The organism is Phocaeicola plebeius DSM 17135 (assembly GCF_000187895.1).
Lineage (GTDB): Bacteria > Bacteroidota > Bacteroidia > Bacteroidales > Bacteroidaceae > Phocaeicola > Phocaeicola plebeius.
In genome coordinates, this window is record NZ_DS990122.1 from 74321 (window position 1) to 91137 (window position 16817).

At 46.7% G+C, this 16817-nt stretch carries 15 protein-coding genes and 2 tRNA genes; 3 read left to right on the forward strand and 14 right to left on the reverse strand.

Annotated features, from left to right (window positions below; translation table 11 throughout):
• Positions 1-270: 270 nt before the first annotated feature.
• From BACPLE_RS04420 to prmC, 8 genes are all read right to left on the reverse strand, one after another.
• Positions 271-355: transfer RNA gene (locus BACPLE_RS04420), tRNA-Leu, on the reverse strand.
• A 16-nt stretch (positions 356-371) separates the two neighbouring features.
• A tRNA-Gly gene (locus BACPLE_RS04425) sits at positions 372-444 on the reverse strand.
• A gap of 76 nt (positions 445-520) precedes the next feature.
• The gene (gene argH, locus BACPLE_RS04430; protein WP_040312446.1) at positions 521-1861 is read right to left on the reverse strand and encodes an argininosuccinate lyase; all 1341 of its coding nucleotides are present in this window, start codon (positions 1859-1861) and stop codon (positions 521-523) included.
• 40 nt (positions 1862-1901) lie between these two features.
• Complete coding sequence (locus tag BACPLE_RS04435; protein WP_007559318.1) at positions 1902-2330, reverse strand: SRPBCC family protein; 429 nt, start codon at positions 2328-2330, stop codon at positions 1902-1904.
• 128 nt (positions 2331-2458) lie between these two features.
• The gene (gene pyrE, locus BACPLE_RS04440) at positions 2459-3094 is read right to left on the reverse strand and encodes an orotate phosphoribosyltransferase (RefSeq protein WP_007559320.1); all 636 of its coding nucleotides are present in this window, start codon (positions 3092-3094) and stop codon (positions 2459-2461) included.
• A 101-nt stretch (positions 3095-3195) separates the two neighbouring features.
• A complete protein-coding gene (locus BACPLE_RS04445) occupies positions 3196-3885 on the reverse strand; it encodes a ComF family protein (protein ID WP_007559322.1) in 690 nt (229 codons plus the stop codon).
• Positions 3869-4348, reverse strand: coding sequence for a regulatory protein RecX (locus tag BACPLE_RS04450; protein ID WP_007559323.1), 480 nt, complete (start codon positions 4346-4348; stop codon positions 3869-3871). The genes BACPLE_RS04445 and BACPLE_RS04450 overlap by 17 nt, the downstream gene beginning before the upstream one ends.
• Entirely contained in the window at positions 4345-5187 is an 843-nt protein-coding gene (prmC, locus tag BACPLE_RS04455; protein ID WP_007559324.1) for a peptide chain release factor N(5)-glutamine methyltransferase, read from the reverse strand. The genes BACPLE_RS04450 and prmC overlap by 4 nt, the downstream gene beginning before the upstream one ends.
• Positions 5188-5219: 32 nt before the next feature.
• On the opposite strand from prmC, the gene ribD reads away from it, so the two are divergent.
• Positions 5220-6260 carry a bifunctional diaminohydroxyphosphoribosylaminopyrimidine deaminase/5-amino-6-(5-phosphoribosylamino)uracil reductase RibD gene (ribD, locus tag BACPLE_RS04460; protein WP_007559325.1) on the forward strand — a complete coding sequence of 347 codons (1041 nt, stop codon included), beginning with the start codon at positions 5220-5222 and terminating at the stop codon, positions 6258-6260.
• A 2-nt stretch (positions 6261-6262) separates the two neighbouring features.
• On the opposite strand, the gene BACPLE_RS04465 is transcribed toward ribD, so the two are convergent.
• The 3 genes from BACPLE_RS04465 to BACPLE_RS04475 are packed head-to-tail and all read right to left on the reverse strand — an operon-like array spanning position 6263 to position 11482.
• Complete coding sequence (locus BACPLE_RS04465) at positions 6263-7924, reverse strand: TonB-dependent receptor (RefSeq protein ID WP_007559326.1); 1662 nt, start codon at positions 7922-7924, stop codon at positions 6263-6265.
• A gap of 1 nt (position 7925) precedes the next feature.
• A complete protein-coding gene (locus BACPLE_RS04470) occupies positions 7926-10943 on the reverse strand; it encodes a tetratricopeptide repeat protein (RefSeq protein ID WP_007559327.1) in 3018 nt (1005 codons plus the stop codon).
• An 8-nt stretch (positions 10944-10951) separates the two neighbouring features.
• Positions 10952-11482 carry an NUDIX domain-containing protein gene (locus BACPLE_RS04475; RefSeq protein ID WP_007559328.1) on the reverse strand — a complete coding sequence of 177 codons (531 nt, stop codon included), beginning with the start codon at positions 11480-11482 and terminating at the stop codon, positions 10952-10954.
• A gap of 274 nt (positions 11483-11756) precedes the next feature.
• Between BACPLE_RS04475 and BACPLE_RS04480 the strand changes: the two genes are divergently transcribed.
• Both BACPLE_RS04480 and BACPLE_RS04485 read left to right on the forward strand, forming a co-directional pair.
• On the forward strand, positions 11757-12227 hold the full coding sequence (locus BACPLE_RS04480) for an Lrp/AsnC family transcriptional regulator (RefSeq protein ID WP_007559330.1): 471 nt from the start codon (positions 11757-11759) through the stop codon (positions 12225-12227).
• Positions 12227-12544 (forward strand): DUF4491 family protein, encoded by a 318-nt coding sequence (locus BACPLE_RS04485; RefSeq protein WP_007559331.1) that lies wholly within the window; start codon positions 12227-12229, stop codon positions 12542-12544. Before BACPLE_RS04480 ends, BACPLE_RS04485 begins: the two co-directional genes overlap by 1 nt.
• Positions 12545-12825: 281 nt before the next feature.
• On the opposite strand, the gene buk is transcribed toward BACPLE_RS04485, so the two are convergent.
• The 3 genes from buk to BACPLE_RS04500 all read right to left on the reverse strand — a co-directional run bounded on the left by buk (position 12826) and on the right by BACPLE_RS04500 (position 16812).
• Complete coding sequence (buk, locus tag BACPLE_RS04490) at positions 12826-13905, reverse strand: butyrate kinase (protein ID WP_040312418.1); 1080 nt, start codon at positions 13903-13905, stop codon at positions 12826-12828.
• Between the two features lie 11 nt (positions 13906-13916).
• On the reverse strand, positions 13917-14837 hold the full coding sequence (locus BACPLE_RS04495; protein WP_007559335.1) for a phosphate acyltransferase: 921 nt from the start codon (positions 14835-14837) through the stop codon (positions 13917-13919).
• Between the two features lie 346 nt (positions 14838-15183).
• Entirely contained in the window at positions 15184-16812 is a 1629-nt protein-coding gene (locus BACPLE_RS04500; protein WP_007559337.1) for a sialidase family protein, read from the reverse strand.
• Positions 16813-16817 lie beyond the last annotated feature (5 nt).

Genomic DNA, 16817 nt, shown 5'->3' on the forward strand with positions numbered 1-16817 from the left:
GTACTGTAGTATTGCCTAAGCAGTACTGAGCAACTGACTTTTCCTAATATAACTAGACGTTTTTTCTTTTTATAAACTGGAACAATAGACAGTTTGCATACTCACTTTAACTGTAGCATTCATACAGCATTCGGATTTAGCTCATGGTTTAACTTTCGGTTTAACTGTGAGCCCCAGAAACGCATAAACTGAATGTAATAAGGATAAATCCAATACAGTGCGCAAAAAGAAAAAGCTCCGTAAATCATTGATTTACAGAGCTTAATTTCGTACTCGAAGCGGGACTTGAACCCGCACAGCCGCAATGGCCAAGGGATTTTAAGTCCCTCGTGTCTACCGATTCCACCATTCGAGCATCCTTTCAAAGAAAGAGCGGAAAACGAGACTCGAACTCGCGACCCTAACCTTGGCAAGGTTATGCTCTACCAACTGAGCTATTTCCGCGTTTACGGGTGCAAATGTAGGGAGTTTTGCGATATACTCCAAACTTTTCACCCGTTTTCTTTTTAATTTTATGCAATTATCTTCCTAAAAGTGAGTTTTCAGCTTGAACCACTTTCTCAAAGTTGAAGCCACTCACCACTTGCTGCATCAGTTCTTCAATCTTGTCATTGCACAAGTTACCGATACTTCCGGCATGCGTGTGATGTACGGTCTTATCGTGTGAGAAGTTTCCAGCCTCAATGTCCAGCCCTACTTTCTTATATGCATCACGGAACGGCATTCCTTCTGAAGCCAGGCGGTTCACCTCTTCCACACTGAACATATACAGGTATTTGTCATCATCCAGAATATGTTCGTTGATTTTGATTTTCTCCATGATGTAAGTAGCCATCTGCAAGCAGTCTTCCAGCTCCTCAAAGGCAGGAAGGAACACTTCCTTGATAATCTGAAGGTCACGGAAATAACCGGAAGGGAGGTTGTTCATAATCATCATAATCTGCTGCGGAAGAGCCTGAATCTTGTTGCATTTGGCACGGGTCAGCTCAAACACATCGGGATTCTTCTTGTGCGGCATAATGCTGGAGCCGGTGGTACATTCATCGGGCAACTTCACAAAGCCGAAGTTCTGACAACTGAACATGCAGGCATCGAACGCCATCTTCGACAGCGTACCGGCAATGGAAGCCAGCGCAAACGATACGTTGCGTTCCACCTTGCCACGGCCCATCTGAGCATACACCACATTGTAATTCATTGAATCGAACCCTAACAGACGAGTAGTCATCTCACGGTCCAACGGGAAAGAAGAGCCATAACCTGCTGCCGAGCCCAATGGATTACGGTTACAAGTCTTATAGGCAGCCTGAAGGAACATCATATCGTCCACCAAGCTTTCTGCATAAGCTCCAAACCACAGGCCGAAAGAGGAAGGCATGGCAATCTGCAGATGGGTATATCCCGGCATAAGCACATCCTTGTAACGGTTGCTCTGAGAAATAAGTACATGGAACAAACGTTCTACAGCTTCTGCCACCGATTTCAACTGAGCACGGATAAACAGCTTCAAGTCGACCAGCACCTGATCATTGCGCGAACGTCCACTGTGGATTTTCTTTCCCACATCCCCCAGGCGGCGTGTCAGCATCAGTTCCACCTGTGAATGTACATCCTCTATTCCGTCTTCAATCACAAACTCCCCGCGTTCTACGGAAGCGTATATGTTTTTCAGTTCTTCCAGCAAAATCTTCAGTTCGTCCGAAGTCAGCAGGCCAATACTTTCCAGCATGGTGATATGTGCCATCGAACCCAGCACGTCGTACTTTGCCAGATACATGTCCATTTCGCGGTCACGTCCCACGGTAAAGCGGTCAATTTCCGCATTTACCTGTACATTTTTTTCCCAAAGTTTTTGAGCCATAATTTCAGTTTTTATCTCCGGCATCTGCCGGTCATTTCAATTAATAAGGAAGCATGGCCAGCATGTCAGCCAGTTTCTCTACTCCCTCCTGCAGGGGCTTTGACACCATGGCTTTCATGAACATGTTCACTTCCGCACGAATAGTCACTTTCATTTTAGCCTCTTCCTGTGTCACAGGCAGAATCTGAATCCACAGATTCAAAGGTATGGGCGATTTGTCACCTTCAAACTTGATGCACTTCAAAGGTTCACGCTCAATGATGCGCAATGTAAGACTGATACCCTGTACTTTCAAGGTAATGGAATCACGGTCGAACGACATATCTTCCAGTTTCCCGTCCAGTTTGTCCTTCACCATGTCCAGGCGTTCCCGAACTCCTTCCAGGTTATTCAGGTCGGACAGTTTGTTATATACTCGTTCCTGACTATAAGGAACATGCTTCACATTGCTTTCAAATTGTACAGCCATATTTTTTCAATCTTCAGGAAAATTCTCCCATCATCGCATAAAAAAATGTCATCTTGAGCAGAGTGGACTCGCTCAGGATGACATCTCCTATTTACAATCCGAGACTGCTTTCCCAGTTACAGAATCTATTATTTTCCAGTCCAGTGAGAAGGATCCTCTCTCCATGCCTGCAGCACAGGGATATCCTCTTCATTGATATAATCGGTCTTCAAAGCTGCTTCCAGCACCGCATTGTAGTTGGTCAGTGTAACCAGTTCTACTTTTGCTTTCTTGAAGGCTTCTACTGATACATCGAAACCGTAAGTGAAAGAAGCAATCATTCCAATTACTTCACAACCGTCGCGACGGATAGCTTCTACCGCTTTCAAACTGCTTCCACCGGTTGAAATCAGGTCTTCTACAACAACCACTTTCATACCCGGACGCAATTCACCTTCAATCAAATTTTCCAAGCCATGGTCTTTCGGGCTTGAACGAACATATACGAACGGCAAGTTCAACTCTTCTGCCACCAGCGCACCCTGTGCAATCGCACCTGTAGCTACACCTGCGATGGCGTCTACTTCACCGAATTTTTCAAGAATAACACGACAAATTTCTAACTTTACGAAGTTACGAAGTGCAGGATATGACAACGTCTTACGATTGTCACAATAAATCGGCGATTTCCAACCTGATGCCCAAGTAAACGGGTTAGCCGGCTGAATCTTCACAGCCTTCACCTTCAGCAACTTTTCTGCAAATAATCTTTCCAAAGCTTTCATAACTTTTTAATTCTCTGATAAATGTTTTTGCAAAATTATAGAAATACATCGGGAATAGAAAATTTAAGAGCATTAATTTTACTAAAACCCGTCAGATTGTTTTATTTCGTCCACGCCAGTGTAACAATGCTGATGCTTATTCCCTCAATATCAGCCAGTACATCTGCACAGGCACCCAACGTGGCTCCTGTGGTCAGCACATCATCCACCAGCATCACATGTTTGCCTTGCAGCATACGGGTATCGCCAGCCAGATGAAAAAGATGAACTGTGTTTTCCTGCCGCTCCAACACGGATTTATGGGTCTGGGTCTGGTTGTTTCGCACCCGACAGAGCAACCCGTCGCACACCAGAATGCCCGTCTGCTTAGAAATGCCTTCTGCCAACAGACGACTCTGGTTATATCCCCTGGTATGCAGACGGTCGGGATGCAAGGGAACCGGCAACAAATAATCTACTCCCTCAAAGAACCCCGTCGGGAGCAGTTCATGCGCCAGCATCTCCCCCATCTGCCGGCAGACTTTCTGACGGCCATAGTATTTCATACCGGCCAATATATGGGCAACTTTCCCTCCACGGGCATAATAAAACAAAGCCGACGCCCGCTGTATCGGGAAACGGCCCCAGAAAATCTTTTCCATTTCATTGCCCGGTGTATTTCCTAAGTGCGTATGAGGGAGCTGTGACAGACAATCACAACAAAGAGCCTGTTCGGAGACCTGCAACTTCCGTCCGCAAGCCATGCAGAGACGGGGAAACAGAAAATCCCGGATGTCAGTCAAAATATTCATCCGGCTCTACCTGATTGACAAAACGACGTACTTCTTCCAGCGTAAAGCCCCGACCTACGGCAAAACGAATCAGCTTCATGCTCCGTTCATAATCATTGGCAGCTTTTATTCCTTTCATTTTCTGCTTCAGCATCTTCTTCAGAATTCCGTCGTATTCTTCGGTATCGATTTCCTCCAGTCCGGCACGGATGTCTTCGTCCGACAGGCGTTTCATACGGAGCATCTGTGCAATCTTCATCCGCCCCCACTGATTGAAACGGTACTTGTCGCGCACATAAAACCGGCAGAAACGAGCCGCATCCAAATAGCGTTCTTTCTGCAAATGGGCCATAATCCGTTCTGTCACTTCTTCCGAAGCCCCCCACTTGCGAATTTTCTCCTCCACGTCCGACGGGCAACGCTCCACCGACGAGCAATACACTTCGGCTTTACTCTTTATCTCTGCTTCACTATATTCTTTCATGGTCTGATTGCTTTTATCATCCGGTCGTTTCCCGACAAATCTTTCCGTAATTCAATCTGACGGTATCCAAGTTCCTCCAGCATCCGCATAGTCTCAGCCCCGTAAGCACGGTTAATTTCAAAATACAATGCTCCTCCTTCCGAAAGCCAGTCAAGTCCTTTCCGGGCTATCCTCCGGTAGAACCGCAACGGGTCTGAATCGGGCACAAACAATGCCAGTTCAGGTTCCCAGTCGAGTACATTCGCCTCCATATCCGTCCGTTCGCTTTCCGTAATGTAAGGAGGGTTGCTCACCAGTACGTCTACCTGACATTCAGGAAGTTCCTCTTTCAGAATATCGGCACAAAACAAAGTCACCTTGTCTCCATAACGCTTTACATTCGTAGCCGCAATGCGCAAAGCCTCAGCCGACACATCGCACGAAGAAACCTGCGCTTCCGGCAACAGCTGCGCCAGCGATACGGGAATGCAGCCGCTTCCGGTGCCAATATCCAGAATACGCACCTGACCAGCCTCCCGAAAATCGGAGACAATCCATTCCACCAGCTCTTCCGTTTCCGGACGAGGAATCAGTACCCCTTGTTCCACATGAAAAGACCTTCCACAAAAAGAGGCTTCCTGCAAAATATACTGAAGGGGTTCACGCTGCTTCAAGCGTCGAAGAATATCCTCCAGTTCCGCCCACTCTTTCGTGGAAAAATTCATATCTTTGCCTGTATAAAGTTCAAGAGTAGAGAGATGCAGAATATCCGAAGATATCCATTTTGCCATGGCTGAAGCCTCTTCTTCTGCATAAAAAGGACTCAGCTCTTTTTTGATATGTACATAAACCGGATGCATAGTTGCAAAAGTAACGATAAAAAACGAAGAATATGACGATAGACGAAAAATATATGCGGCGCTGCATACAACTGGCCCGAAACGGTATCTGCCATGCTGCTCCCAACCCCATGGTGGGGGCCGTCATTGTACGCGACGGAAAAATCATCGGTGAAGGTTATCACGTGCGCTGCGGAGAAGGCCATGCCGAAGTGAATGCCATCGCCTCGGTCAAAGATGAAAGCCTGCTGAAAGATGCTACCATTTATGTGAGCTTAGAACCCTGTTCTCACTATGGGAAAACTCCTCCCTGTGCCGACTTAATCATACGGAAAGGAATTCCGAGAGTCGTAGTAGGCTGTGTGGACCCATTTTCTTTGGTAGCCGGAAGAGGAATCCAGAAGTTGCGGGATGCCGGCATTGAAGTGACAGTCGGTGTACTGGAAAAAGAATGCCGGGAACTGATTCGTGCCTTCGTGACATTCAACCTGAAAAAGCGTCCTTACATCACCCTGAAATGGGCACAGTCGGCCGACGGTTTTCTGGACATCCGGCGTGAAGACGGAAACGCGGTACGCCTTTCCACTCCTCTCTCCACCTTGGCGGTTCACAAGATGCGGGCCGAACAGAAAGCCATCCTCGTAGGACGACGCACGGCCCAGCTCGACAACCCGTCGCTCACGGTACGCGAATGGTACGGACAGAACCCGCTCCGGCTGGTCATCGACCGACAGCTGACTTTGCCGCCTCATCTGCACCTGTTCGACGGCAGCACTCCTACCCTCGTCTTTACGGAAAAAGAAAAGGCCGCTACCCAGAACCTCACTTACGTGACACTGGATTTCGGCCAAAATATTCTCCCGCAAATCATGCAGGTGCTTTATGAACAAAAAATACAAACATTACTGGTAGAAGGCGGAAGCCAGACGCTCCAGGCTTTTCTGGAACAAGGGCTATGGGACGAAGCATTCATAGAACATGCCCGCGTGACCTTGCACGACGGCATCCCTGCTCCCCTCCTTCCCCACGGACAAGAAAGCCGTTTCTTTTTCCGTGACGGCGCACTGATTCAGCACTGCCGCCACGCAGAATAAATTTAGAAACGGCAGCTGATGCCTGCCATAAAATGAAGACCTTCCACCGGATAACCTGCTTCAGTAGCGTATACCTTATTGAGCAGGTTATTCAGGCGGCCAAACACGTTGATGCGGTTCAGCAACTCATACTCTGCTCCTACAGACAGGTTATTGATGGCATCCGCACGCCCAAAATCACCCATCTTCTGACGACGTTCGTAGTTGTAGTTCAACAGGGCATGGCAATTCTTGATCACCTTGGCACGCACACTGAAATCGGCCTTCAATTCGGGCTTCAACTGCAACAAGCCTTCGTTGCCTTCCATCACATTCCAGCTATAATACGTACCGTTTACAGAAAAGTCTACCCAGTCACGGTAAGCATAGCTCACAGAAACACCTCCATAACCGACTTTTCCCTTATCCTGCAGGATACCTGTATAGAACACATTCTGCTCATCCGTATAGAATCCTTCCTGTACGGCAAACAGTTCATTCTTGGTAATACGATAACCTCCGTAGAGTTCAAAACCTAATCCGATACCCGGAGAAGCCTTCAAACCGATTTTCGCATCCAGCGGTGTATAGGACGTACGCATCTGCTGTGCAATTGTCCAGTAAGGTGAGAAATCATTCAACCGGCGAAAGTCATTCAGACGTGTTCCGCCCAACACATTGAGGTAAGCCACATACGTATCAGCGAACGTATATTCCAGTTTGACATCCGGCGCAGCCTTTAGTCCGCTGCCATAAGCTGTCTGCAAATCCACATGGGCACCCACCCGCAACTTCACAGATTCACCCTGATAGGTGTAGTACGGATTCAGCTGCAACAGCGTATAGTCCTGCTGCGACACATCGTGAATCAGGTTGTCCATCTCCAGACCGACACCCACCTGCTGTTCCTCATTGATATTACCAGCCATGAAGCCTTCGGTATGGAAAATATTTTCAGAGCCATACCCCATGTAATAATTATCATAGCGCAGGCTGAAGCTACGCAAGCCGGTCTGGAAAGCAAACTGTATAGGCAAGTCCTTGTCGCGGGACACCACTCCTACATACCCTTCACCCAATGTATAACGCTGTGTGGTAGGCCAGTTCTCCACCCCTTCATTCATAGACGGCATATAATTAAATACCTGCGAAGCAAAGGCACCTCCTAATTTCAGCGCCACCTTCCGGAAATCATGCCGGTAGTCCAGTGACACATCCGTACGGTAAAAACGCGATTTCCACTCCTCTCCTTCCATGAAATGCGGAATATCCCCGTTCAGCCCGTACAAAGAAGCCATGATTCCCAGACGGTCTTTCGAAGAAATATCCCACAGATAACTTCCTTTCAGGTCCACATTGTTCAGCGTACCGTAAGCCGCACGGACATAGCCCCTGTCGGCTCCCTTCTGAGCCAGTTCTCTGGACATCGCCTCCATAGGAGTGGCTTTCCAGGCTCTCAACGGACGCAAATCCGTCGCATAGTTAATGGCCTGCTTCGGAGCCGCCGGCTCCTCCACCTCGGGCATGACATTCACCTTAAAGGCATCCATCACCTCGGGGTTGTACTGATTTTCCACTACCACCGTCCGGTTCAGTGTAGAATCTTTCTCACCTCCATTCTGCGCACATACCGTAGCTGCGGGCCACAGACCGGCGCAAACCAATATCGTACTTATGTATTTCATCTTACTTTACACTTTTAAGTTTTTCCAGGCGACTTTCAATCATTCCGGCGATGTCATCATCGGCCTGATAATTCTGCTGCAAAGACAACAAATACTGTTTAGCCTCCATCTTGCGGTCCAGCTTCACGTACACATCCGACAGCAGGACAAAGCTTCTTGCCAGCCAGTATGCATGCGGTGTGCTGACTTCGATGTATTCCAGCACCTCCTTCTCCGCCTTGGCAGTTTCTCCCTCATCGAAGTAAGTCTGTGCCACCAGGTATTTGGCTTCTGCCCCGTACACATTACGCGTATCCTTAGCCAGTTCGGTCAAGTCGGCCAGTGCTGCTTTCTCCTGCCCTTCTGCCAACAACGCCTTGGCACGGAAATACAACGCCTCACTACGTACCTCCGGGGTCAGCTTACTCTGCTTGAGCAGTGCCGAAGCAGTCGTTACAGTTTCAGCCCGGTCGCCCAAGGCACAAGCGCTTCGCAGAGCACCCACTTCAGCCTGCAGACGCTCTTCCTGCACAGCCGAGCGATCGGCCAAACGCTTGTAGAGGTTCAATGCCTTAGCATATTCCTTCTGGTTGTAAGCCATATCGGCACAAAGCGCCAAAGCCTTTCCTTCGTACTTGCTTCCGGAAAAGCGCAACACTTCTTCCAGACGGGCTGCTGCCGCCGCATAATCCTTCTGGTTATAATCAATCAAACCTAAATAATAAGACGCATCCACACTGAAAGCTCCCTGCGGGAACGACTGAAGATAGCGGGTCAGACTGGTCTTCGCTCCGGCAATATCCCCACGCATGTAAGCACGTTCGGCTGCCGTATACGTCAAAGAGTCGCGTTCGCTCACGTTGAAAGTCGCACCGCCCGGCACCGTAGACGCAAACGCCATATAGTCATCCACCTTATTCAAATCCACATAGATGGACTTCAAGTCACGCTGTGCCAAGCGCGCCTCCGCACTACCCGGATACTTCGTAATGACCTGCTTGTAAGCCGCAATGGCTTCTTCGTAGCGGTCGTTCTGATAATAAAGCAGACCTATTTCATTGGCCGCCTTACGTGAAAGCTCACTTTCCGGATAACGCTGCACCAGCAATGAATAGCGCTTGATGGCATTTTCACTATCCTCCATCTGCACAAAGGCACGTCCCTGCTCATACAGGGCATCGTCCAGATAAGCCGACGACGGATAATCCGTAATCAATTTGTTGAGCACCTGAATCTTTCCGGCATAATCACGCTGCAGTCCTTTCACAATACCTTCCTGGAACAACGAATAATCTCCCAACGAAGGAGAAGTGACGACAGCCTGCGCATATTGCTGGCGGGCTTCTTCAAAACGGCGCTCATAAAAATAGCAGTCACCGATACGGTTGTACGCGTCGCCTGCTACAGAAGCCTCCTGCGTCCGTCCGTTCTGCACACAGCGGACAAACCAGTCACGTGCGGAATTATATTGTTTCTGCTTGAACAGACTGTATCCCAAGCAATAAAGAGCCAGTCCGTACTCCTGTGAATTCTTGTCGCTAGCAAACTCCAGATACAGCCGCATGTCATTGGCAGCCTCCGGATAACGCTCCAGACGGTATTTCGATTCTCCGCGCCAATAATAGGCATCGGCCTTGGTCTTCTGATTATACTGGCCCAACTGCAAAGAACGGGTAAAATAATCAATGGCATTCCGATAGTCGGCCTGTGCAAACAGCTGTGTTCCCATACGGAAAAGCAATTTCTGTTTCGCTTCCAGAATACGGGCACTCGGATGCGTGATTTTTTCGATAGAACGCAACGCCACTTCATAACTGCGGGTGTTCATATACACCTCAACCAGGTAATCGTTCACCTTTTCAGCATATACCGACGAGGGATATTCGTTCAGGAAGCGTTCGAACACCGTTACCGACTCGGCAAAAGGAGAATAAGACGTTTCATGAATGCAGAGTGCATAATTGAACAATGCCTGTTCCTGGATGCTACGGTCGAAGTCCATGCGCGAAGCCTGTTCGAACGCCATACGTGCCTGATTGCGTTCCTTCAGTTGCAGTCCGGCCAATCCCATGTGCAGGTAAGCATTCTGAGCCAGCGCATCCTGTGCACCGGTAGCCTCACCCAAACGCGACAACGCCTTGGAATAGACTCCCGTATTAAAATAACTCATACCCAGCTTATACATGGCCAGACGGGCAGGCACCTCCTCCGCTTCGTGGTAGCGTTCCAGCGACTGGATGGCAGCCGCATAGTCTTTCTGTCCGTAAGCCGCCTCACCGGAGATACGGTTCATCTGAGCCGCATGCTTCTCTTCCGAATACAAGGCCAGATAAGCATCTGCCACTTTACGGGCTTGTGCGTAATTCCCCTTAATCAGGTAAATGTCGGCAATATAATAAGGTGCCAGTTTCTGGAATTTCCGGTCATCCTGCACCTCGCGGAATCCCTGCAAGGCGGTATCATATTTCTGCTGCACGTAATCAATATAAGCCAGGTTGTACACCGCATCGTTATGGAAGTCCTTACTCGTCTCTTTCAACACGGCGAACCAGAAAGCCGCATCCTGCAATTTACCGACTTTCAGGTACGACGTACCTATACGCAGGGCACTGGCATCCCGCTCTTCATCGGATAAAAGAGAAATGTCACAACCTTTCAGCGTAGCAATGGTTTCCATGTATTTCTCTTCCGAAAAATAGCTGGCTCCTATCAGTGCCTGTACCCGATTGCGGTAACGCGACTCCGGATGTGCTTCCAGATAATCCGACAGCACTTCACGGCAATCCGGCATTTTCAATTCATAGGCCGTACAAGCCAACATATAGTCCACTTCATCGGCCCAGGCCTTTTCCCCCGCCTGACGGGTATAGCGCACCAAGGTCTGTCGGGCTGCCGCATAATCCTGACGCAAGAACAGCTCCCGTCCCTCGTTGAACAAACGGTCTGCCCCAGTCAGCGGCTCCACCTGCTGCCCGGAAACCGTCAACGGCAAGGCACAACACAGCCCCGCCATCCATATATATTTCTTATATTTACCCATAATCCCTTTTATTTTTTGTTCCGACAGGTTTCCAAAAAGCGTGCGACTCCCTTACGTACAGAGTCGAGCCCGAAATCATCCGGATTCACTTTGTCCAGCGGCATCCACCATGCATCGGCCACATCGTCCATGGCTTTTATCAGATGGTCATCTTCCACCTGACACAAGAAGAACTGGTCGAGTGTATGTACCAGGAAACCGGAGTACAGATACGTGTTGGGCAAGGAAAACAGATATTTCGCTTCCGTCACCACCAGACCCGTTTCCTCTTTTACCTCGCGTGCCACCCCTTCTTCGCCAGTCTCGAACATATCGATAAATCCGCCCGACAAATCCAGCGTGCCCTTGGCAGGTTCCTTTCCCCGCCGGCAAACCAGCAGTTCTCCTTTCCCGTTCAGGATAAAAGCCACTGTAGCCGCACTTGAGTTAAAATAATACACAAACCCGCAGTCCGCACATTTCTTGGACTTCTCATTATGTATTTCAAAATGAGGAGAACCACATACGGGACAAAACTTAAACAATTCCAATGGATGCATAGTTCTTGAGTTTAATAAATAATAAGTCTTACAAAGATAGTGAAAGGTGAGAGAAGTACGAACGAAAAACATGTTTTTCGATTCTACCTTCCAACTGCATCCTATCTTCAAGGAATCAAAGATAGTCAAATAGGACCGAACCACTTACACAATTTACCCACAATTTGTTCTTTCGCCAAAAATAATCACGTTTTTTTCGGCAAAATAGCATATAGATAAAAAAGTTTTTCTACATTTGCTTACAATATGATAAAAACAAGAACCATTTAGTAGTATGGAGAAAATTGATAAACTTGACAAACAGATTCTGGAAATCATTTCACAGAATGCCAGAATCCCGTTCAAAGATGTAGCCGCAGAGTGTGGCGTATCGCGTGCTGCCATTCATCAACGTGTTCAGCGCCTGATTGACCTTGGCGTAATTATTGGTTCAGGCTACCATGTAAATCCCAAAAGTCTGGGATATAGCACCTGCACATACGTAGGAATCAAGCTGGAAAAAGGCTCTATGTACAAGAGCGTAGTGGCAGAACTGAAAAAAATTCCGGAAATCGTGGAATGTCATTTCACCACTGGTCCGTACACCATGCTGACCAAACTGTATTCTACCGATAACGAGCATCTGATGGATTTGCTGAACTCCAAGATTCAGGAAATTCCGGGTGTAACCGCTACGGAAACCTTGATTTCACTGGAACAGAGCATCAAGAAAGAAATTCCCATCCGTAAAGACGCTGACGAATAATGGAATGGATTGACAGCCTTCATTGGGAAGGAATCCTTATCGGAATCTGCACATTCCTGATTATCGGTCTGTTTCATCCGGTTGTAGTCAAAGCGGAATATTATTGGGGAACGCGCTGCTGGTGGATTTTTCTACTATTGGGCATCGCCGGCCTTATCGGTTCCGTGCTGGTAAGTCAGATTCTGCTGTCGACCCTGTTGGGAGTTTTCTCATTCTCTTCTTTCTGGACCATCAAGGAGGTCTTCGAACAGCGCGAACGCGTGCTAAAAGGCTGGTTCCCGATGAATCCGAAACGGAAGAAGGAATATGAGCAGTAAATCAATACAGTATTTGAATATTTAAAGGGATACTTCATATAGTATCCCTTTTTTTGTGCCCTTTATCAGACTATATTTTTCTCTACCTAAATAATAAAACATCTTGAAGCAAACACTTTTACTTCTAAGCATTTTTTACGTTTCTCCTGCGGGAAACATACAGTTCCCTGTCGTAAATCGTACGATTCCCACAGCGGAACCATACGGTTTCGGAGTGAGAAACATAAAAAAATGCCTGAAGTTTCCGAGAAAATATTCAGGCACTATATAAAACAGATTCTTTATTCTTTTACATCCTCTTCGGGCGCATACTCCTGCAAAATCAATTCTCCTCGCAACACCCCCAAGGCATTCATGGCCAATGCTCCCATTTCATCTTCACCGGGAATTACCACAATCGGAGCCAGGCCTTCCAGCCATTCACGCAACCCTTGAATACAATAGTCATTGAAAGCGATACCTCCAGTCAGAATCACAGCATCAGTCTGTCCGTGAAGTGCGATATGCATGGCACCGACCTGCTTGGCTACAGTATAAAGCATGGCATCCAGCACCAGCTTATGCTTTTCGGCTCCGGCATGTGCCCAACGGATAATACTCTGCACATCAGTAGTACCCAAATGAGCCACCAGACCTCCCCGACCGTTTATCATCTTACGGATTTCGGCATAGGTATATTTCCCGCTGAAACACATATCTACCAACTGCCGGGCCGGCAACGTTCCTGCCCGCTCTGGACTGAAAGGCCCCTCTCCATTCAAAGCATTATTGACATCGACCACCTTCCCATAATGATGGGCACTGACCGAGATGCCTCCTCCCAAATGGGCTACAATCAGATTTAGTTCTTCATACTTTCGTCCGATACGAGCTGCATAACTGCGGGAAACAGCCCGACTGTTCAGTGCATGAAAAATGGAGATGCGCGGCAATTCCGGAATACCGGAGATACGGGCCAAATCGCGCAACTCATCAGTCACCACCGGATCGGCCAAATAAGAAGGACAACCGGCACAATGCGCAATCTCATCGGCAATCCAGGCCGCCAGATTCGATGCGTGTTCCATATCGGCATGCCATAAATCATGCTTGATTCGCTCGTTAATCTGATACACTCCACCGGGAGTAGGTTTCAACAAGCCTCCACGGGCAATCACGGCATCAAAGGCAAGCGGAATACCAGCCTTTTCCAGCGTATCGTGCACACACTTGCGACGGTACTCATATTGTTCATTGATATGGTGAAAGTCGGCTAACTCCTTGGAAGGATGCGCAATGCTTTCACGCCAGATGGGATTCTCATTCTCGTAGACTGCCAGCTTCGTAGAAGTGGAGCCCGGGTTGATGACAAGTATTTTCATAAGGTCTAGTTTTATTCTTTTCGTGTCCCTGCCAGACATGCCAGTACCAGGCTGTAGTATTTGGAGTTTCCGGAGTCACTCCGCGAAGGCACCACTACCGGTGCGATGGTACCGGTCAGCATACCTGCCATATTCGCATCGCCAAACAGAGACAGGGTTTTGTAAAACGTATTGCCCGATTCTATATTAGGGAAAATCAGAATATCTGCATTGCCTACCACTGGAGAGGAAAGTCCTTTTATCTCCCCGCTGTGCTTGTCGCAGGCGGTCTTGGCATCCATCGGGCCGTCGATAAAGACTTTTCCGAAACGGCCTTCCTGCGCTTCTTTTTTCAGTTCCACGTAGCTCAGGGTATGGGGAAATTTCTCGTTGATTTTCTCCGTGCAGTGTATCAGTGCCACCCGGGGTTCTTCGCATCCCAACGTACGACACAAAGCCAGGTCGTTGGCGATCATTGAACGGTATTGTTCCAAAGTAGGACGAGGAATTACTGCCGCATCCGAAAAAAACAGCAGTTTATGATACAAAGGTACCTGCGCCACGGCCACATGGCTTAGCACCCCTCCTTCGGGTAACAGCCCCTCTCCTTTTTTCAGGACCGCACGCAGCAGATTGTCGGTATTGATAAGTCCCTTCATCAGGACTTCCGCCTCACCCGTACGTACCAGTTGCACAGCCAGCGCAGCCGCTTCATCCGGTGTTCCAGCTTCGTAAATGCGTACAAAGTCGGGAGAAGCCGCCCGCAAGTCGAGCGCTTCTTTCAAGTGAGCAGAATCTGTGACCAGCAGATATTCAGCAATCTCCTCTCTCAAGCTACGGATAATGACATATTCCGTGTGCGGATCGTTCGGGCAGACCACCGCCACTTTCCGTCGTATACCGCGCGAACGCAGGCAGTTGACCATCTGAGAAAGGGTTCGAATCAGTTCCATATCATTAGATTTTAAACAAATATGAGAAAATAATTTGAATAAATATCTATTTGGGATGCTAATTAATGCTATAGGATATTATTCATCATATAGAATTTTACTACTAATTTGTAATACTTAAAAAAGTATCAAATCTAAATAATTATATAAATCACAGACAATGAGATGAATATCAAAAAAGCCCTATCATACTCCACTTAAGAGTAATGATAGGGCTTTTTATTGCAAATACATCGCCTATATTCAAATGGTAAATTCCTTTCAGGACCTAATTTATAACAACAGAAAGCTGATTGCCTTGCAATTAAGTATGTAACAGCAATCCATTGACCATATAATTTATACCTTAAAACAGTTCTTTCAATTTTATTTGTTGAAAAACAAGATGCGCTCCACTCCCCTCATATATAATCCCCAAAGTATTCTCATCAATAGATGTAATACACGAATAACCAGCTCCTCCCCACTCATCTACCATCACCCAATATTTTTCTGGCCAAGTTTTTCCATCATCAAAACTAAATTTCAAGGTCAACTTTTCACGGGCATTATATGAATTAGGATTAAAAAAGACCAATAAGGATTTCAATCTTCCTTGCTCATCTGAATAAACATGCTTATGAATAGATGCCATGCAAGTCGGCTCAATAAGAGCATTATAAGAACTAGTATGTTCCCTCCAAGTTTTTCCCAAATCCGAAGTTACGCAGACACGTCGCCCATTAGGAGATTTAACACCTCGATTTCGATTATCACGCATATTCAACATAATATCACCATTATCTAACTGTACTGCCATACACTCTGTTGTATTAGAATAAGCAGGAGCACTAGCAATCCAAGTTTTTCCTCCATCTTTACTATAAGTAATATTTGAAAAAGGTATTCCATTTTCATCGCGGCCTTGTGTCGGAAAAACCAAAGTACCATCAACTAATGTAATCCCATGTCCAGGAGCTGGTGCATAAAGCCACCACTCTTTTTTCTTCGTCAATGAAGTTATATTGATTGGGGCACTCCAAGTTTTACCATCATCCTCACTTTTTATAATCAAAAATTGAGCAGTCTCTTTTACTCCAAAACCAGGCTGAGACCCTTTAGATATCCACTGATGAATCCATCTTGTGCTATCTTGTGTAAGTCCTTCCACCCATTTACCACTCACAGCATCCAATACTCCATGCATCCATAATCCTGCAATATAGATTATCCCCGTATTTTTATCACACAATATACACGCATCACTCACACCATTATATTTTTCAGGCAAATTACCCCACTCTTTCATATCAAGTACACGTTGCATCGGCTGCCACGATTGTCCTCCATCCTCACTTCGATTTAAAGCTATATCAATATCACCTTGCAAATCACGTCCAGAATCCCAACGAGCATCATATATTGCCATTAGTGTTCCCTTAGTTGAAGTAATTAATCCTGGAATCCTACTTGTATTCACTCCATCTTGCTTTGCTTTTCGTAGTGGAATTCCTACCCGCAGACCTTCTGCAAAAGTTTTTCCCAAGTAATAAACCTTATTATTAAATGACATTTCTGTACAATTAAAGTTTATCCTTGAAGACAACGATACACAACGCTTTACTTTCACAGAAAAAGCCCAATAACATGTATCTGAATGGATTGGTATATTGATTCTTAAATACCCGTTCTCACTTATAACATCTGATATAGCAAACAGTTTATTCTTATTAATGATCCCTTTTGAATTACACTCATATAATGCCAATGATTCTAATTCATTTAAACAAGTTGTCCCCGAAAAAGAATAAGATAAACCTGTTAAGCGCTGATTTGCGCTCAACTCTTTCTTTATTACCCGTACATATCCTACATGATTAATAGACTCACCTGCAAGTACTGGTAAAACTGCACGAGAAAATTTAATCTCTAAATCTGCAGCATATAGTATTCCTACTTGCAATAAAATAAATAACAATACGCCACATTTCGTCATAATAG